This is a genomic window from Pseudomonas sp. LBUM1649, from assembly GCF_059716155.1.
In genome coordinates this window covers 30,161-47,627 of sequence record NZ_CP166807.1, presented here as the reverse complement: position 1 = coordinate 47,627, position 17,467 = coordinate 30,161, and the positions used below count along the sequence as shown (strand labels likewise).

The 17,467-nt window shown below is 60.2% G+C and carries 17 protein-coding genes; 6 read left to right on the top strand and 11 right to left on the bottom strand.

Annotation, left to right across the window (positions count from 1 at the left end; genetic code table 11):
* Window positions 1-64 precede the first annotated feature (64 nt).
* The 4 genes from ACA058_RS00220 (at window position 65) to ACA058_RS00205 (ending at window position 4,119) form a co-directional block, all read left to right on the top strand.
* Window positions 65-229 (top strand): DUF1328 domain-containing protein, encoded by a 165-nt coding sequence (locus ACA058_RS00220; RefSeq protein ID WP_020798027.1) that lies wholly within the window; start codon window positions 65-67, stop codon window positions 227-229.
* Window positions 230-231: 2 nt separating this feature from the next.
* A complete protein-coding gene (locus tag ACA058_RS00215; RefSeq protein WP_497637320.1) occupies window positions 232-696 on the top strand; it encodes an inhibitor of vertebrate lysozyme family protein in 465 nt (154 codons plus the stop codon).
* A gap of 658 nt (window positions 697-1,354) precedes the next feature.
* Complete coding sequence (gene gltP / locus ACA058_RS00210; protein ID WP_497637319.1) at window positions 1,355-2,686, top strand: glutamate/aspartate:proton symporter GltP; 1,332 nt, start codon at window positions 1,355-1,357, stop codon at window positions 2,684-2,686.
* A 203-nt stretch (window positions 2,687-2,889) separates the two neighbouring features.
* Window positions 2,890-4,119, top strand: a complete 1,230-nt coding sequence (locus ACA058_RS00205) for a nucleoside recognition domain-containing protein (protein WP_497637318.1) — start codon at window positions 2,890-2,892, stop codon at window positions 4,117-4,119.
* A gap of 128 nt (window positions 4,120-4,247) precedes the next feature.
* On the opposite strand, the gene ACA058_RS00200 is transcribed toward ACA058_RS00205, so the two are convergent.
* From ACA058_RS00200 to ACA058_RS00160, 9 genes are all read right to left on the bottom strand, one after another.
* Complete coding sequence (locus tag ACA058_RS00200) at window positions 4,248-4,874, bottom strand: ABC-type transport auxiliary lipoprotein family protein (RefSeq protein WP_497637317.1); 627 nt, start codon at window positions 4,872-4,874, stop codon at window positions 4,248-4,250.
* Window positions 4,871-5,809 carry an MlaD family protein gene (locus ACA058_RS00195; protein ID WP_497637316.1) on the bottom strand — a complete coding sequence of 313 codons (939 nt, stop codon included), beginning with the start codon at window positions 5,807-5,809 and terminating at the stop codon, window positions 4,871-4,873. Before ACA058_RS00195 ends, ACA058_RS00200 begins: the two co-directional genes overlap by 4 nt.
* 1 nt (window position 5,810) lies before the next feature.
* Window positions 5,811-6,614, bottom strand: a complete 804-nt coding sequence (locus tag ACA058_RS00190) for an ABC transporter ATP-binding protein (RefSeq protein WP_497637315.1) — start codon at window positions 6,612-6,614, stop codon at window positions 5,811-5,813.
* Entirely contained in the window at window positions 6,611-7,759 is a 1,149-nt protein-coding gene (locus ACA058_RS00185) for an ABC transporter permease (RefSeq protein WP_497637314.1), read from the bottom strand. The genes ACA058_RS00190 and ACA058_RS00185 overlap by 4 nt, the downstream gene beginning before the upstream one ends.
* A gap of 54 nt (window positions 7,760-7,813) precedes the next feature.
* A complete protein-coding gene (locus ACA058_RS00180) occupies window positions 7,814-8,842 on the bottom strand; it encodes a DUF5924 family protein (protein WP_497637313.1) in 1,029 nt (342 codons plus the stop codon).
* Between the two features lie 64 nt (window positions 8,843-8,906).
* Window positions 8,907-10,283 carry a M16 family metallopeptidase gene (locus ACA058_RS00175; RefSeq protein ID WP_497637312.1) on the bottom strand — a complete coding sequence of 459 codons (1,377 nt, stop codon included), beginning with the start codon at window positions 10,281-10,283 and terminating at the stop codon, window positions 8,907-8,909.
* Window positions 10,284-10,475: 192 nt separating this feature from the next.
* Complete coding sequence (locus tag ACA058_RS00170) at window positions 10,476-12,134, bottom strand: Na/Pi cotransporter family protein (protein WP_497637311.1); 1,659 nt, start codon at window positions 12,132-12,134, stop codon at window positions 10,476-10,478.
* Window positions 12,135-12,345: 211 nt separating this feature from the next.
* Window positions 12,346-13,113, bottom strand: coding sequence for a TerC family protein (locus tag ACA058_RS00165; protein ID WP_497637310.1), 768 nt, complete (start codon window positions 13,111-13,113; stop codon window positions 12,346-12,348).
* 85 nt (window positions 13,114-13,198) lie between these two features.
* Window positions 13,199-14,506: a CitMHS family transporter gene (locus ACA058_RS00160; RefSeq protein ID WP_497637309.1), complete on the bottom strand. Its 1,308-nt coding sequence runs from the start codon at window positions 14,504-14,506 to the stop codon at window positions 13,199-13,201.
* Window positions 14,507-14,925: 419 nt separating this feature from the next.
* On the opposite strand from ACA058_RS00160, the gene ACA058_RS00155 reads away from it, so the two are divergent.
* Window positions 14,926-15,327, top strand: a complete 402-nt coding sequence (locus ACA058_RS00155; protein WP_497637308.1) for a GFA family protein — start codon at window positions 14,926-14,928, stop codon at window positions 15,325-15,327.
* Here the strand turns inward: ACA058_RS00155 and ACA058_RS00150 are convergent, their stop codons facing one another.
* On the bottom strand, window positions 15,328-15,654 hold the full coding sequence (locus tag ACA058_RS00150; protein WP_497637307.1) for a DOPA 4,5-dioxygenase family protein: 327 nt from the start codon (window positions 15,652-15,654) through the stop codon (window positions 15,328-15,330).
* An 84-nt stretch (window positions 15,655-15,738) separates the two neighbouring features.
* Between ACA058_RS00150 and ACA058_RS00145 the strand changes: the two genes are divergently transcribed.
* Entirely contained in the window at window positions 15,739-16,401 is a 663-nt protein-coding gene (locus ACA058_RS00145) for an NAD(P)-dependent oxidoreductase (protein ID WP_497637306.1), read from the top strand.
* On the opposite strand, the gene ACA058_RS00140 is transcribed toward ACA058_RS00145, so the two are convergent.
* Window positions 16,398-17,360 carry a choline sulfate utilization transcriptional regulator gene (locus ACA058_RS00140; RefSeq protein ID WP_497637305.1) on the bottom strand — a complete coding sequence of 321 codons (963 nt, stop codon included), beginning with the start codon at window positions 17,358-17,360 and terminating at the stop codon, window positions 16,398-16,400. The two genes, ACA058_RS00145 and ACA058_RS00140, sit on opposite strands and share 4 nt — an antisense overlap.
* Between the last annotated feature and the right edge of the window lie 107 nt (window positions 17,361-17,467).

Genomic DNA, 17,467 nt, shown 5'->3' with positions numbered 1-17,467 from the left:
GACTTGGTGCGCTCGACGCGCCGGGAAAGCAACACCTCTAAATAGAAACGTAAGGAGAATCACCATGTTGAGCTGGGCAATCACATTCTTGATCATTGCCATTGTCGCCGCAGTCCTGGGCTTCGGTGGTATCGCGGGCACCGCCACGGGTATCGCCAAGATTCTCTTTGTCGTGTTCCTGGTGATGTTCATCGCTTCCTTCTTCTTTAGCCGTCGCGGCCGAGGTTGAACTTGAGCGTTTCGCTGAAGACTTTGGCAGCCGCCCTGCTACTGGGCGGTAGTGCCATGGCAATCGCCGCCAATGATGGGCAGGCACGGGTGAACGAACTCTTGAACGCTGACCCGCAGTATCGTGAGACATGGCAAGGCGTAGTGAAGAAGGAAGAACGCCTGCCGGAATGGGTGATGAACCTGTCCGGCGATGCTGAACAGATGAATGCCGTTGAAGAGGATGGCGACAAGTATCTGGTGGGACCGCTGTGCGCATCGCAGGCCAGCTGCATTAATGAACGCTTGATCGTCGCCGTCAGTTTCGACAAGAAAGAGGCCTACGCCATGCTGGTCGAAGTACCGGCAGGGTTGCCGGCAGACAAGTCACCGACACGGCACGCCAACTACCGTTTCCTCGGAAAACCGGGCCAGGGTATGCAGGACTTGTTAATGGAGCAGCTGAAAAAAGATCCAAAGTGGTACTGAGTTCCAGACGCGAAAGATGGCTACCGCTTCTTTCCCCTGCGCCACCCGAGGAAGGCAGGCGCATGACCAAGGGGTCGGGACGTTCTGCCTGTTTCATGGGCGGAGTGACCTACGGGTACAGGGAGTGCCTGCGCAAGGGCCGGGTCAGGGTAAAGCTGCCACGCAAGTTCGCCAGCCAACCGCGGCTCGACGGGCTTGCGTAGAGCTTGAAGGCTCAAAGTGCCTGCGGGAAATATTCTCCCGGGGCTTAATAAGCGACCGTACATCGAGAAAAATCGCCTTTCTTTAGCGCTCAAATCTCTGCGGACATCTTGCGATTTTCTGTCATTTTGACGCCCCTCCCCACTGTTCAAAAAACACACAATCTGCTCTGTGATGGCCGGTTCACGGCACTTATGCCTGCCAATATGTCGTATTCGAACCGGTTGGGACGCGCGTTTCACTCAAAAAACCTCATGCCGATTCGGCATAGGGTAGGCGTTTACGGCATTAGACGTCGCTTCCATGCATCGGAATAGTTGCGCCTTTTTTCGCCTGCCAGAGAGCCATTAACAAGCGCTCCGGGGCTCCTTATACGGGGACAGGTGCACTGACATTTTCGCCGCAAGCGAAGCCGTTCATGCATCTGTCCGAATCAAACTGAAGTAAGGGTAAAGATATGAAGAAGGCAAAGCTTAGCCTCGCCTGGCAGATCCTCATCGGTCTGGTATTGGGGATTGCAATCGGTGCGCTGCTCAACCATTTCAGTGCCGAAAAAGCCTGGTGGATCAGCAACGTCCTGCAACCGGCGGGCGATATCTTTATCCGTCTGATCAAGATGATCGTGATCCCGATCGTCATCTCTTCCCTGATCGTCGGCATCGCTGGCGTCGGTGACGCCAAGAAACTTGGGCGCATCGGCCTGAAGACCATCATTTACTTCGAGATCGTCACCACCATCGCCATCGTGATCGGTCTGCTGCTGGCCAACCTGTTCCATCCAGGTGCCGGCATCGACATGAGCACCCTGGGCACTGTGGACATTTCCAAGTACCAGGCCACGGCGGCCGAAGTTCAGCATGAACACGCGTTCATCGAAACCATCCTCAACCTGATCCCGTCGAACATCTTCGCGGCCATGGCCCGCGGCGAAATGCTGCCGATCATCTTCTTCTCCGTGCTGTTCGGTCTCGGTTTGTCGAGCTTGCAGGCGGACCTGCGCGAGCCGCTGGTGAAGATGTTCCAGGGCGTTTCGGAAAGCATGTTCAAGGTCACCCACATGATCATGAACTACGCACCGATCGGCGTGTTCGCGCTGATCGCAGTGACCGTGGCCAACTTCGGCTTCGCTTCCCTGCTGCCACTGGCAAAACTGGTGATCCTGGTTTACTTCGCCATCGCCTTCTTTGCCTTCGTGGTGCTGGGCCTGATCGCTCGCCTGTTCGGCTTCTCAGTGATCAAGCTGATGCGCATCTTCAAGGATGAGCTGGTACTGGCCTACTCCACCGCCAGCTCCGAAACCGTGCTGCCGCGTGTGATCGAGAAGATGGAAGCCTATGGCGCGCCCAAAGCCGTTTGCAGCTTCGTGGTGCCAACCGGTTACTCGTTCAACCTGGACGGTTCGACTCTGTACCAGAGCATCGCGGCCATCTTCATTGCCCAGCTGTACGGCATCGATCTGTCGATCAGCCAGCAATTGCTGCTGGTACTGACCCTGATGGTCACCTCCAAAGGCATTGCCGGCGTTCCGGGCGTGTCCTTCGTGGTGCTGCTGGCCACCCTGGGCAGTGTCGGTATCCCGCTCGAAGGCCTGGCATTCATCGCCGGTGTCGACCGTATCATGGACATGGCGCGTACCGCTCTGAACGTGATCGGCAACGCCCTGGCCGTACTGGTCATCGCTCGTTGGGAAGGCATGTACGACGACGCCAAGGGCCAGCGCTACTGGAACTCCCTGCCGCACTGGCGCAGCAAGGAAAAGTTGCCGGCGGGTGAAACCTCGCGCAGTTGATACGAACCCCCTGTGGGAGCGAGCTTGCTCGCGATAGCGATGGATAGGTCGACATCAATGTTGACTGCTAGTCCGTCATCGCGAGCAAGCTCGCTCCCACAGTGATCCCCGCAAGCAGTACCAAACAAACCCCGGAGAAATCCGGGGTTTGTCGTTTCTGGCCACCCCGCTATCATTCGCGCATCTTTTGGGGGATTTGACTGATGCTTAATGGCCTGTGGCTTGGCTTCTTCATCGTGGCTGCCGTGTCGGCGCTGGCGCAATGGCTGATCGGCGGCAACGCCGGGATCTTCGCGGCGATGGTGGAAAGCATCTTCGCCATGGCCAAGTTGTCCGTCGAGGTCATGGTCCTGCTGTTCGGCACGCTCACCCTGTGGTTGGGCTTTCTGCGGATCGCCGAGAAAGCCGGGATCGTTGAATGGCTGGCCCGGGCCCTCGGCCCGCTGTTTTTACGCCTGATGCCGGAAGTCCCGCCCGGCCACCCCGCCATCGGCCTCATTACCCTGAACTTCGCCGCCAACGGCCTGGGCCTGGACAATGCCGCCACGCCCATCGGCCTCAAGGCCATGAAGGCCCTGCAGGAACTCAACCCCAGCGATACGATCGCCAGTAACGCGCAGATCCTGTTCCTGGTGCTCAACGCCTCCTCCCTGACCCTGCTGCCAGTGACGATCTTCATGTACCGCGCCCAGCAAGGCGCGCCCGACCCGACGCTGGTATTCCTGCCGATTCTGCTCGCCACCAGTTGCTCGACCATCGTCGGCTTCCTGGCCGTAGCCTTCATGCAACGCCTGCGCGTCTGGGACCCGGTGGTGCTGGCATATATTATTCCCGGCGCCCTCGCCCTCGGTGGTTTCATGGCGCTGCTGGGAACGATGTCAGCCACTGCACTGGCGGGCTTGTCGTCGATTCTCGGCAATTTGACGCTATTTGGCTTGATCATGCTGTTTTTGCTGATTGGCGCGATGCGCAAGGTAAAAGTCTACGAAGCGTTCGTCGAAGGCGCCAAAGAAGGCTTCGACGTGGCGAAGAACCTGTTGCCGTACCTGGTGGCGATGCTCTGCGCCGTGGGCGTGTTGCGGGCGTCCGGCGCCCTGGATTTCGGCCTGGACGGGATTCGTCATCTGGTGGAATGGGCCGGCTGGGACACGCGCTTTGTCGATGCGCTGCCGACTGCGATGGTCAAACCGTTCTCCGGCAGCGCCGCCCGGGCGATGCTGATCGAAACCATGAAAACCTCCGGCGTGGACAGCTTCCCGGCACTGGTGGCGGCGACGATTCAGGGCAGTACCGAAACCACGTTCTATGTGCTGGCGGTGTACTTCGGTGCGGTGGGTATCCAGCGAGCGCGGCATGCGGTGGGGTGTGCGTTACTGGCCGAGTTGGCCGGCGTACTGGGCGCGATCGGGGTTTGCTACTGGTTCTTCGGTTAACCGAGACCCCTTGTAGGAGCGAGCCTGCTCGCGAAAAACCCAAGGACGCCGCTGGCCATCTGGTTTTACGCGTTATCGTTCACGACCATCGCGAGCAGGCTCGCTCCTACAATAGTTCTGTGCTGGCTTCAGGGTCTTGGTGTTGGCGCCAGCTTCTGCCCTTGCTCAACCGCCCACACCACCACCTGCGCCGTCAGCTGATCGCTGGCCTGGCCAAATCCGGCCACCACTGCCGGCACCTTCACATCGCTCAACGGCTGGCGCACCTCAAAGCGTCTGCTGGCGAGGATTCGCTGGTCATAACCACGCACCAATAATGCATCCAGGCGCACGACTACGCTGGCGCTGGTGCCCTGATATTCAGTCTGAAACGCCTGCAAACTGCCGCCCAGCTCCAGATCCGCCTGGAAGTTGCTGTCGTCGGTGCTGAGCAGCGTCACCCGACCATCACGCTGGAAACCATCGAGCAGGCGATTGCGCAGCAGCACCGACGCCGGGTCGCTCCAGCGTGAGCCCTTGTAGTTGCTGATCACGTCGCCCTGGGGGATGACGGCGATGTTCGGGCTGTTCAACGCTTCGCTGGCCTGGGGTTTGTTCAGACGCAACGACCAGCGCTGCGGCGTGACGTGAGTGGCCGATGCGCTGCTTTGCGCCGATGGCAATCGATAGAGATCGTAGGGTTCGGACTTGGGCAGAATCGAGCACGAGCTGATCAGGGTGAAGCTGGCGAGGAGGGCGAGGCGGGTCAGCTTCATGGGGTGAATTCCTTGCTCTTGTCACTGCCCAGCAGGTAGCCGCTGGGGTTGGATTCCAGACGTTGAGAAATAGCGCGCAACGAGGTGAGTGTTTCACGCAGTTCACGCACCGCCGGGGCCAGGCCATTGAGGCCCTGCATGCCGCTATTGAGCGAGTCCTGATTGGTGCTCAGCAGTTTGTTGATCGTCGCGGTGCTCTGTTCCAGCGACTTCATGGCCTGTTCGGCGCTGCCGAACATCTGCTTGCCCTGATCATTGAGCAAGCCGTTGGCGTTGCGCATCAACGCCGACGTCTGTTCCATCATGGTGCTGGCCTGCTTGCCGACCGAGGACAGTTGCTGCATGGCCTGACGAATGTCGCCGCGCTGGTCGGCGATGCTGCCGGTTGTGACTTCCAGATGTTCCAGGGTCTTGCTGATGCGCTCGATGTTTTCCGTGGAAAACATCAGGTTGGCGTTGTGCATCAGCATGTTCACCCCAGCCATCAGGTCGTTGCTGTCATTGAGCAAACGGGCGATGGGCGAGGGCGAAGCGACGATGGTCGGCAGTTTGCCGTCCTTGCCTTTGAGCGTCGGGCTCTGTGGCGTACCGCCGCTGAGCTGGATGATCGATGTCCCGGTGACCCCGGTCAGCGCCAGTTTGGCCTGGGTGTCTTCCTTGATCGGGGTATCGCCGCCCAGACGGATCCGCGCCAGCACCCGGCGCGGGTCTTTCGGGTCCAGGCGCAGCGACACCACGTCACCGACCTTGATCCCGCTGTACTGCACCGAACTGCCCTTGGACAGGCCGCTGACCGCCTCGTTGAATACGACCTCGTAATCCTTGAACTCGGTGTCGACACTGGACTTGGCCAGCCAAAGGCCGAAGAGCAGGGCGCCTGTCACCACAATCACGGTGAACAGGCCGATCATTACATGATGGGCTCGGGTTTCCATGTCAGACCTCGTTGAGCTGTTGAGCGGCCGTCAGCGCCGCGCGGCCGCGAGGGCCATGGAAGTATTCGTGAATCCACGCGTCGTCGGTTTCCGAGACGACATCAATGGCATCCGCCACCAGCACTTTCTTCTGCGCCAGCACCGCCACCCGGTCGGTGATGGTGTAGAGCGTGTCGAGATCGTGGGTCACCAGGAACACGCTCAGGCCCAGGGCATCACGCAGGGTCAGGATCAGTTGATCGAAGGCGGCGGCACCAATCGGATCGAGACCGGCGGTGGGCTCGTCGAGGAACAGGATGTCCGGGTCCAGCGCCAAGGCCCGCGCCAGCGCCGCACGCTTGATCATGCCGCCGGACAGGGACGCGGGGTACTTGTCCGCCGCCGACAACGGCAAGCCGGCCAGGGCCAGTTTCACCGCCGCCAGGTGCTCGGCATCGTCGCGGCTCAAACCCGCGTGTTCGATCAGGGGCAGGGCGACGTTCTCGGTCACGGTCAACGAAGAGAACAGGGCGCCTTTCTGGAACAGCACACCGAAGCGCCGTTCGACCAGTGACCGCTCGTGCTCGGGTAGAGTCGGCAGGTTTTTACCGAAGACTTTCACCACGCCCTCGCTGGGCTGGCGCAAGCCGACAATGCTGCGCAGCAGCACCGATTTACCGCTGCCGGAACCACCGACGACGGCAAGGATCTCGCCCTTGTACAGATCCAGATCGAGGTTCTCGTGCACGCTCTGGCTACCGAAACGATTGCACAGCCCACGGACTTCGATCACCGCCTCGGCGGGCGCTCGGGGTAAACGACTCACCAGCTCATCTCCATGAAAAACAGCGCGGCCACGGCGTCGAGCACGATCACCACGAAAATCGACTGCACCACGCTTGATGTGGTGTGGGCGCCGACAGACTCGGCGCTGCCGCTGACCTTGAAGCCTTCCAGGCAACCGATCGCAGCAATGAGAAACGCGAAGATCGGTGCTTTGACGATCCCCACCAGAAAGTGCTGAACGCCGATGTCCGATTGCAGCAGCGACAGGAACATCGCCGGCGAAATATCCAGCGCGACCGCGCAGACGACGCCGCCGCCGATGATCCCCGAGACCATCGCCAGAAAGGTCAACATCGGCAATGCGACCAGCAAGGCCAGGACCCGCGGCACCACAAGCAACTCCATCGGGTCGAGGCCCAGGGTGCGGATGGCGTCGATTTCCTCGTTGGCCTTCATCGAACCGATCTGCGCGGTGAACGCACTGGCGGTGCGCCCGGCCATCAGGATCGCGGTCAGCAGCACGCCGAATTCGCGCAGGAAGGCAAACGCCACCAGGTCTACCGTGAACACGCTGGCGCCGAACGTGGTCAGCACCGTCGCCCCGAGAAAGGCCACCACGGCGCCCACCAGAAAGGTCAGCAGGGCAACGATGGGCGCGGCGTCGAGGCCGGTTTGTTCGATGTGCGCCACCATCGGCGTGATGCGCCAGCGGCTGGGACGTAACAGACCACGAACGATGGTTTCCAGAATCAGGCCGACGAACCCCAGCAGTTGCAGGGTGTCCTGCCAGACCGTGTCCACCGCGCGACCAATGCGGGTCAGCAATTGAATGCCGACGCTGATTTCCGGTTCCTTGAGCGGCACGCAGAAATCCGTCATCGACTGATAGACGGTTTGCAACAACGCGCGGTCGGCGGAGGAGAGGGTGCAGTCGGGATGTTCGGCGGATCGGCCCAGGCGCTCGGAACCCAGCAGTTCCACCAACAACGAGGCGCCGGCCGTATCAAGGGCGCCGAGGCCGTTGAGATCGATGCGGGTGCTGTCGTCGTATTGGCCTTCGAGCTTTTCGCTCAGGCGCTTGAGGTCGGCGTAATGGGCGAGCGTCCAGTCCCCCGTCACCCGTATCTGAGGCGGGGAGTGCGAGGTGTCCAATTGGGCATTGCCGGCCACTGTGCTGCTGGTCATAAGCTCCGTGCTTTTTCGGCTGTTACGCAGAGCTACGTAATAGCACGAACTGCCTTACTTTTCTTTGACCGGTGTGCTGTCAGTCACCTTGAAGCGCAACACACCGATCAATTGGCCGTCTTCGGTCAGCACCCGAACCTGCCATTTGCCTGCCGGGTTGCCGGGGAAGTTCTGCTTGTGGGTCCAGGCCCGATAGCCTTCCTTGCGCCCACCGTGGATATCGAGAGGGATGCGATCGACCTCTTTGCCGTTGAATTGCCAGACGTGATAAATCCGTTCGTCCAGACCCCGTGGCGCGTTGATCGCCGTGTAGGCATAGAGTCCGCCGCCGCGAATCTGCTGGGCGCTGACTTCTTCGAGGCTGGCGCCGGGGGTGCGATCCTGCATCTGCGTGCTGATGGCCACGTCGGTCATCCACAGGGTCGCTGGCGGCACCCACGAACGCAGCACCCAACCGACACCGCCGATCCCCACGGTAATACTCAGGATCGCCAGGGCGTTGCGCACGGTGCGGATCGGAAAGATCGACGCCAGGCTCGGGAACGACAACAGCACGGCGATGCCCAGTGCCCATTTGAAACTTTGCGCGGTGGTCAGGTGCATGATGACCGGCAATGCGGTGAGCAGGGCGGCGAACAGGGTCAGGGTGTGCAGCGCCAGGAACGCCCAGCGCCGGGGCGCCAGCCATTTGTAGTAGAGCGGGTCGATGATGGAAATCAGCGCCGCGATTCCCAACAGCCCGGTGAAGAACAATTGGCTGCTGTTCCATGTCGTGGTGATGAAAAAGAAGGGCAGGACGAAGAACAGGCTTTCCTGGTGAATCATCTGCGTCGCATAGCGCAGCAGTGGCTGGGGGATTTCCCGCTTGAAGATTCTGGTGAACAGCTTGGTCAGGCTGTTTTCCAGCATCAGCCAGACCCAGCTGATCAGCATGATGGTGGTGATCCAGCTCGCCAGGCCCTGCTGGCGATCCACCAGGATGAAGCTGCCGATCCCGGAGATAAAACCACCGAGCGCAATGACCCCGGGGTAGCGCTTCATCAGTTCGAGGATGCGCTGGACGAAAAGGGTCAGGGTCGGCATTCGGCGGTTCACAGTAGTCGTAGGAAAAATCCCTGACAGGTTACCGCCTCATCAGCGAAAGTGGTTACTTTCTGCGATGAAAACGCCATGCCGCCAGGGTCAACACCAACAATCCCAACACCCCGGCAATCGCCCACATCAATTGGTCATAACTCACCAAAGGCTTCTCGATCCGCACATACCCCGGTTGCAGGAGCAATTCGCGCATGGCCTTGTTCGCTTGCGCCAATGTGACCGCTTGCAACTCCTTGACCGGCTTGGCGAAACGGCCGTCTTCGTAGTCTCCCAAGGCACTCCAGTAGTAATCGGCCAGCGCACTGTTGCCTTGCACGGCCCACGACTGGCGGGCGATGGCGGCCTGTTTGAGGCGATTGAAGGTCTCGGCATTGAGACCGTCCTTGAGCAAACCGGCCTTCAATTCATCCAGCACCTTTTGCGCTTCGGCTACGTCGTCGCGCTCCAGGTCGGCATTCAGGCTCATGAAGCCAACGCCGCCAAACACCTCGCGCTCGGCCCAGGGGCCATAGGACAAGCCGTGCGCCAGGCGCAGCTGGCGATAGAGTGCCCAGTCCAGGTAGTCCTTGAGCAGGTCGAAGGTTTCGTCGTGCTGATCGTCCAGTACCGGCTCCGGTACCAGCCAGTGCAGCTTGGCCCCGCCACCGACGAAGCCGCGAATCAGGCTGCGCTCATGGGCAGCGCTGGCCTGGATTTGTGGCAGGGGCGGGTGCTCTGTCGGGTTGATGGCGGTAAGCGCGCCATAAGTCCGATCCAGATAGGCCGGCAGTAAACGGTCGAGGTCGCCGACGACGATCAGCGTCATGTTGTTGGGCGCGTACCAGTCCTTGCGCAAGTTCTCCAGTTGTTCGCGGGTCAGGTGACCCACTTCCGCACGCTCGGGGCATTTGAGGCCCAGTTCCACGGCCAGTTGTTTGCTGGCGGTATGGCCCAGGTCCTGACGATCCAGCCAGCGTTGCAGGTGCGTGTAGTGGCCGCCATCTTCACGCTCGACCACTTGCTTGGCGGCGTGGATGGCGTCGTCGTCGAAATGGGTCTGCGTCAGCAACGCCAGCAGCAGGTCAAGCACCTTGCGCTGGTTTTTCGCCGGGGCTTCGATCACGAAGGTGGTGTCGGCGTTGCTGGTGAAAGCGTTCCACTCGCCACCCAGCGCCTGCATGCGCTCCTCCAGGCCGCCTTCACCGCTGGCGTCGATGCCGCTGAACAGCAAGTGTTCCAGCAGGTGCGGCAGTTCTTTATCGGCGCAACCGAAATCATCGATGCCGACGCCGACCACCAAGCGAATCGCCACGTGGCCGCGTTCGGTGCCAGGCTTGAGCAACAACTGCAAACCGTTGCGCAGGGTGTAGCCCTCGACCTGGAAGCGATCCAGGGCAAACGAAGGGAGTGAGCCAAGCAACAGACAGGCGAACAACAGACAACGCATAACGAGCTTCCCGGCAATCAATCGGAGATCCGTTTCGTCCTTCCGTCCGCTATCGCGAGCAAGCTCGCTCCCACATTGGATGGGTGAGCACCGCAAATCCAATGTGGGAGCGACGGTGCGGCGATCCGACTTGCTCGCGAAGACGGCCTTGAGGCTGAATCAATGTTACTGACTGACCACCGTGCCAGACGTTCAAGGCGAATGAGTGATGTCAGCCAAATCGTCGACCGCCAGCGCCCCGGTGTCAGACGTTTCCAATACCACGTAGGCACTGCTGCAAAACAGCGAACTCAGACGCTTCATGTCGGCAATCAACTCAAGGTGCAGCGAACTGGTCTCGATACTTTGCACGATCTTGCGTTGCAAACGGCTGACATGCGCGTGAGCCAGGCGGCGTTCCTGTGCGCGAAAGCGACGTTTCTCACGCAGCAACTGGCGGGCACTTTCCTTGTCGGCACTGAGAAATACCGACAAACCCAGGCGCAGGTTTGAAATCAACTGGCTGTGCAGCCCGGCCAACTCTTCCAGCCCCACTTCGGAAAACGACCGGCGCTGGGAGGTTTTCTGCTGCTGGACTTTGCGCAGCATGCGTTCGATCAAGTCGCTGGCGAGTTTGAGGTTGATCGCCAGTTCGATGATTTCCGCCCAGCGCCGGCTGTCCTGGTCACTGAGGTCTTCCCGGGGCATTTGCGCCAGATACAGCTTGATTGCGCTGTAGAGCGCCTCGACGTCATCGGTCAGACGACGCATTTCCTGGGTCACTGCAGTTTGCTTGCCGTGCAGCACGTCGAGCATGGACTCCAGCATGTTGTCGATCAGATCGCCCATGCGCAGGGTTTCCCGGGCCGCGTTGGCCAACGCCAGGCTTGGCGTGACCAATGCTGTCAGGTCAAGGTGCCGGGGTTTGGCCATGCCGTTGGTTTGCGGGCGCTCGGGCAGTATCCACGCACAGAATCTGGCCATCGGCCCGACACTGGGCAACAGGATCAGGCAACGCGCGGTGTTGTAGAGCAGGTGGAAGCCGATGACCATTTCCTGTGGGCTGAAGTCGAGGCTGTCGATCCAGTGCACCAAGGGGTCGAGCACCGGAATGATCAACAACAGGCCGATCAGCTTGTACAACAGACTGCCTAACGCCACTTGGCGGCCGGCGGCGTTCTGCATGCTGGTGCTGAGAAACGCGAGAATGCCGCTGCCGATGTTGGCGCCGATCACCAGGCCGATGGCCACTGGCAGGCTGATCACGCTGGCGCCGGCCAGGGTCGCGGTCAGCAGGACCGCCGCCAGGCTGGAGTAGGAAATCATCGCGAACAGTGCGCCGACCAGGGCGTCGAGCAAAATGTCGCCGGTCAGCGAGGCGAAAATCACTTTCACCCCTTGGGCGTGGGTGATCGGCGCCGCCGCCTCGACGATCAGTTGCAGCGCCAGAATGATCAACCCCAGGCCGATGCTGACGCGGCCCATTTGCCCGAGCCGCGTCTGTTTGCGCGACAGGAAGAAAATCACCCCGAGAAAAATCAGCAGCGGCGAGAGCCATGACAGATCGAAAGTCAGCACCCGTGCCATCAATGCCGTACCGACATCGGCCCCGAGCATCGTTGCCAGAGCGGGGGTCAGCGCCATCAGGCCCTGACCGACAAACGAGGTGACGAGCATCGCCGTGGCGTTACTGCTCTGGACCATCGCCGTCACTACGATCCCGGCAATGAACGCGAGCCCGCGCTTGGACATGTTCTGGCCGATGACGTGGCGCAGGTTGGAGCCGTAGACCCGCAAGATGCCGGTTCGGACGATATGCGTGCCCCAGATCAGCAAGGCTACGGCTGAGAGCAAATTGAGCAGGGTGAGCATGCAGGCCCCCTGTGGTGGTAGCGCCCCAGAGGGGCAAGTTAGCGGTGCCGCGACGTTCTACGTTCTGTACTTAAGCTGTAGTTGGCTAACGGTCTTGGCGCCAGCATCGCATAGCTAAAGTAGCGATTGAAACAAAACTGTCATGAAAACAGCTTGATGAAGATATGAAAAAGGGGCCCGAAGGCCCCTTTGTCATCACATGGCATTCGGGTTACTGACCCGGAACGTCCTTGCGCAGTTTCACCGGGTCTTGCTGCTTCTTCTTTTTCATCATCGCAGTGCGCATCTTGATGTTGATCGCTTCCACCGCCAGCGAGAACGCCATGGCGAAGTAGACGTAGCCTTTTGGCAGGTGCACTTCAAAGGATTCGGCAATCAGCACGGTACCGACCAGCAACAGGAACGACAGCGCCAGCATCTTCAGCGACGGGTGCTTGTCGATGAACGCGCTGATGGTGCCCGCGGCTAGCATCATCACCAGCACCGCCACGACAATCGCTGCAACCATGACCGGTACGTGGGAGACCATGCCGACGGCAGTGATCACCGAGTCCAGCGAGAACACGATGTCGATGATCGCGATCTGAATGATGGTGTAGAGGAAGTTGCCGCCCTTGCCGCCCGGCTCTTCGTTGGTTTCGTCTTGACCTTCCAGCGCGTGGTACATCTCTTGCGAGCTCTTCCACAGCAGGAACAGGCCACCGAAGAACAGGATCAGGTCACGCCCGGAGATACCCTGGCCGAACACTTCGAACAGGTCGGCGGTGAGGCGCATGACCCAGGTGATCGACAGCAGCAACAGAATCCGCGTGACCATGGCCAGCGCCAGGCCGAAAATCCGGGTGCGCTGCTGCATGTGCTTGGGCATGCGGCTGACCAGGATCGAAATCATGATGATGTTATCGATACCCAGGACGATTTCCAGGGCGGTCAGGGTAAAGAAGGCAACCCAGATTTCAGGGTTGGTCAGCCATTCCATGTGTATTCCTTTGAGCGAGTGTTAAACCACGAAGGGCCCAGGCTTCAAACAACAAAGCCAGGACCCGTCATGGTGAGTCTTGGGCTTATAGAGTGCTGAACAGCGGAAAAATCCCCATCAGCAATGCAGCGACCAGTATGCACATGCAAACCAGCACTGCCCACTTCAGGGTGAAGCGCTGGTGATCACCAAAGTCGATGCCAGCCAGGGCCACCAACAGGTAAGTCGATGGTACCAGCGGGCTCAACAAGTGGACGGGCTGACCGACGATCGAGGCACGTGCCATTTCAACCGCGGTTATACCGTAATGGCTGGCGGCTTCGGCAAGTACCGGTAACACGCCGTAATAAAATGCATCATTCGACATGAAGAAGGTGAACGGCATGCTCACCAATGCCGTGATCACCGCCAGGTACGGGCCGAGGAAATCCGGAATCACCGACAGCAGGCTTTTCGACATGGCATCGACCATTCCGGTGCCCGACAGGATACCGGTGAAGATGCCCGCGGCAAAGATTAGTCCGACCACCGCCAGCACGCTACCGGCGTGGGCCGCGACGCGATCCTTCTGCTGTTGCAGGCACGGGTAGTTGACGATCATCGCGATACTGAACGCCACCATGAACAGCACCGGCAGCGGCAACAGACCGGCGATCAGGGTGCACATCAGGCCCAGGGTCAGGGCGCCGTTGAACCAGATCAGCTTCGGACGACGGGCATCCGGGAATTGCGAGACGGTGATCTCGCTGTGGTCGATCTCATCGCCCACCAGGTGCAATTCACCCAGACGCGCACGTTCACGTTTGCCGTAGAAGTAGGCAATGGCGAGGATGGCCAGGACACCGGCCGCCATCGCTGGAATCATCGGCACGAAGATGGCCGATGGGTCGACGTGCAGCGCACTGGCGGCACGGGCGGTCGGGCCACCCCACGGGGTCATGTTCATCACGCCACCGGCTAGGATGATCAAGCCGGCCATGATCCGCGGGCTCATGCCGATGCGGCTATAGAGCGGCAGCATGGCGGCCACGCAGATCATGTAAGTGGTCGCGCCGTCACCATCGAGGGAAACGACGAGCGCCAGGACGGCGGTACCCACCGACACTTTCAACGGGTCGCCCTTGACCATTTTGAGGATCTTGCGCACGGCCGGGTCGAACAGGCCGGAGTCGATCATCAGGGCGAAGTACAGAATCGCGAACATCAGCATCACGCCGGTCGGCGCGAGCTTGGTAATGCCTTCGAGCATCATCGGGCCGATTTTCGGGGCGAAACCGCCGAACAGGGCGAAAACGATCGGGATGATGATCAGGGCGATCAGCGCGGACAGGCGCTTGGTCATGATCAGGAACATGAACGTGATGACCATGGCGAAGCCAAGGAAAGTCAGCATGGGAATACTCCAGGCGTAGCGCGGCTAGGGAATGGGCGGATCGAACGGGATCAGCGCAGAACGGGAAGCACGAGGCGTACGGGCGGAGTTGCAGCGAAGCGGCGGATAGAAGAGGGCATCAGGGTCACCATTGTTGTTGTTAAATGGGCCGGGCGAGCAATCGAACACTCGTTTTAGCCAACCGGTCTGTTGCCGGCAGTGAGGGCGATCCTAATCGGGGAAGCTTTCAGCCAGCTTTCGCCGATGAAAGCATTGACCGGATGTGCAACCGGTCGTCGGACTGGGGCAGGGAGGGAAATCGAGTCGTGTCCTTCGCGAGCAGGCTCGCTCCCACAATGATTTTGTGTACGGCACAGATTCCCTGTGGGAGCGAGCCTGCTCGCGAAGACGTCAGTGAAAACGCATCAGGAGTAAACAGCATGGTCAACATTCATACCGGTGGCTGCCACTGCGGGCAATTGCGCTATCAATTCAGCGGGACTTTGCACGATATCGCCCATTGCCATTGCTCGATTTGCCGACGAGTCAGCGGCGGGATAGTGACTACGTGGATCACCGTCCCGGCTTCAGCTTTTCAATGGCTGGCCGGGACGCCGGCGCGGTACGACTCTTCGCCAACCTGCGCGCGCTATTTCTGCGGTAACTGTGGGGCGCAACTGGCATTGGTGACCCACCTGAGCCCGGACAGCATCGACGTGACCATCGCCACCCTCGACCACCCGGAACAGGCCCCGGCCGAACGCCACATCTGGACCGCCAGCCGCCTGCCGTGGCTGCACCTGGATGAGCGCTTGCCGGGCGAAGCCGAAGAAACGCTCTGATCAGAAAACAGACAGGTCCAGCGGCCGAATCGCGTCCATCCAGATCGCGTGCTCGCTATGATCCAACAGATCGTCGCCGGTGTCCGGGTGCAGAAACACCACCAGCCCCTTACGGTTGAGCGCTAGCCACGGCAGCACATCGCCGATCAGCTCGGGGCCGAACGCCAGTTGGCAGCTCCAGTCCGGGTGCGGGCCGACGGGGCGTTCGTGTACCCGGCCCATTTTCAGCGGGAACAATTGCGCCGCTTGCTCACACAGGGCCCGCGCCTGGTCGATGGTGCTGGCATCGAAATAGACATGGGCGTGGTAGCCCTTGATCCGTTGCATCTGAATCCCTCTAAAACCAAGTCGAACCCTCACCGTTTCCTGCAGGTCACACGCCATATACCCCGGAATCAACGGAGCCCAGCGATGAAAAATGCCGAAACCCCAGTGGTGAAAGTGGTGCTTTATGGTGCCATGAGTAGCCTTGGCAGTGCGCTGATGGCTGAAATGCTGCGGCGCCAACATGAAGTGATCGCCATTCTCGATGACTTGACGGCGCTGGCGCCGCGCCCGGGTTTGCGTGCCAAGACCGGCGACCTGTTCGATGCTGAGCGTGTGAAGCAAAGCGTGGCCGGCAGTTCGGTTGTCATCTGTTTGCTAGACGCACCAGGGTTGCCATTCAACAGTGAACACGTGGAAAAAACCATCGTGCCCGGCCCGGTCGAGCAGGTGCTGGCGGTGGATGCATTGATCGATGGCATGCAGGCGGCGGGCATCGCCCGGTTGTTTTTAGTGGGGGATTTCGAGATTCTGGACGATCCAGAGATCGAGGACGGGCTGCAACGCCACGCCGCCGAAGAAATCCGCGAAGCGCTACAAAGCAGTGCCTTGCACTGGACGATGGTGAACGCCCCGCGCGGGGTGCCGGGGCTGACCATCGAGCATTTCAGTCAGATCAGCGGCAACCTTGAGCCGGGACTGGCCGAACCACTCGCACGCCTGGCCCGCACGGCGGTGGGGATCGCTGATGAGCTGCATCTAAACCTGCATGTCGGCGAGCACGTCAATTTCATCGCGACCGACAGCTAAACCGCAATGGAAGGCAGTGCCGTCCCGTTCAACGATTGCGCACTGCTGGCCTGCTCAGCCATCAACCAGTCGACGAACTGCTGAATCAACGCGCCACGCCGTTTGCGTTGCGGCAAGACCACGTAATAACCGAGCCTGGACATCGCCGATTCGGCAATCGGTCGGCACAACAAGCCTTGGGCCAGCAAGTTATCCACAAGGTGTCGCCAGCCAATGGCCACGCCCTGACCGCCAATGGCGGCCTGAATCAGCAAGGTGTAATTGTCGAAACGCAATTGGCCGGGTGCCGGGGGCGAGGTGATGCCCAACTCGCGGAAGACCCCGCTCCAGTCAAACCAGTGACTGCTGTTCTCGCCACGCAGGTGCAGGAGCGGAAACTCCAGCAACGACTGAGCGGGCAAGGGCAAGGGCAAGGGCGGGGCGCGATCATTCAACAATTGCGGGCTGCACACTGGGAACACTTCCTCGCTGAACAGCCAATGGCTCTCGCCCTGCTTGAAGCGGCCATCGCCGAACAGCACCGCCACGTCGATATCGCTGCGCAGCATATTGTGGCTGCGCTCACTGGTCACCAAGCTTACGTCGACCTGTGGATTGGCCGCGTGAAAGCGGTGCAACCGAGGCATCAGCCAATAGGCGGCGAAGGCGAAGTCTGTCGCGACCTGCAGCACTTCATGCTGTTGTTGGGCGCTGATCGCACTCAATCCTGCATCGATATTCTGCAAACCAAGCTGAACCTGCTCGAAAAGGATGGTCCCCGCCTCGGTCAGTTCGATGCCGCGATAGATTCGGTCGAACAATCGAGTCCCCAACTGCTCTTCCAGACGCTTGATCTGTTGGCTGATCGCCGGCTGCGTGGTGCCCGACTCGACCGCCGCCGCCGTGAAACTGCGCTGACGGGCCGCCGACTCGAAAGCGCGGAGCAAATCCAGAGAAAGGTCACCAAGCGCGTCATACATAAGCTGTGCTTATCCTAGTCATTGCCGCCCATGGGCTTTACCGCAAAGTGTGTGGGTTACATCCTCGATCCCAGCACTCTCGCATAAACATCCACTATGGAATGCCG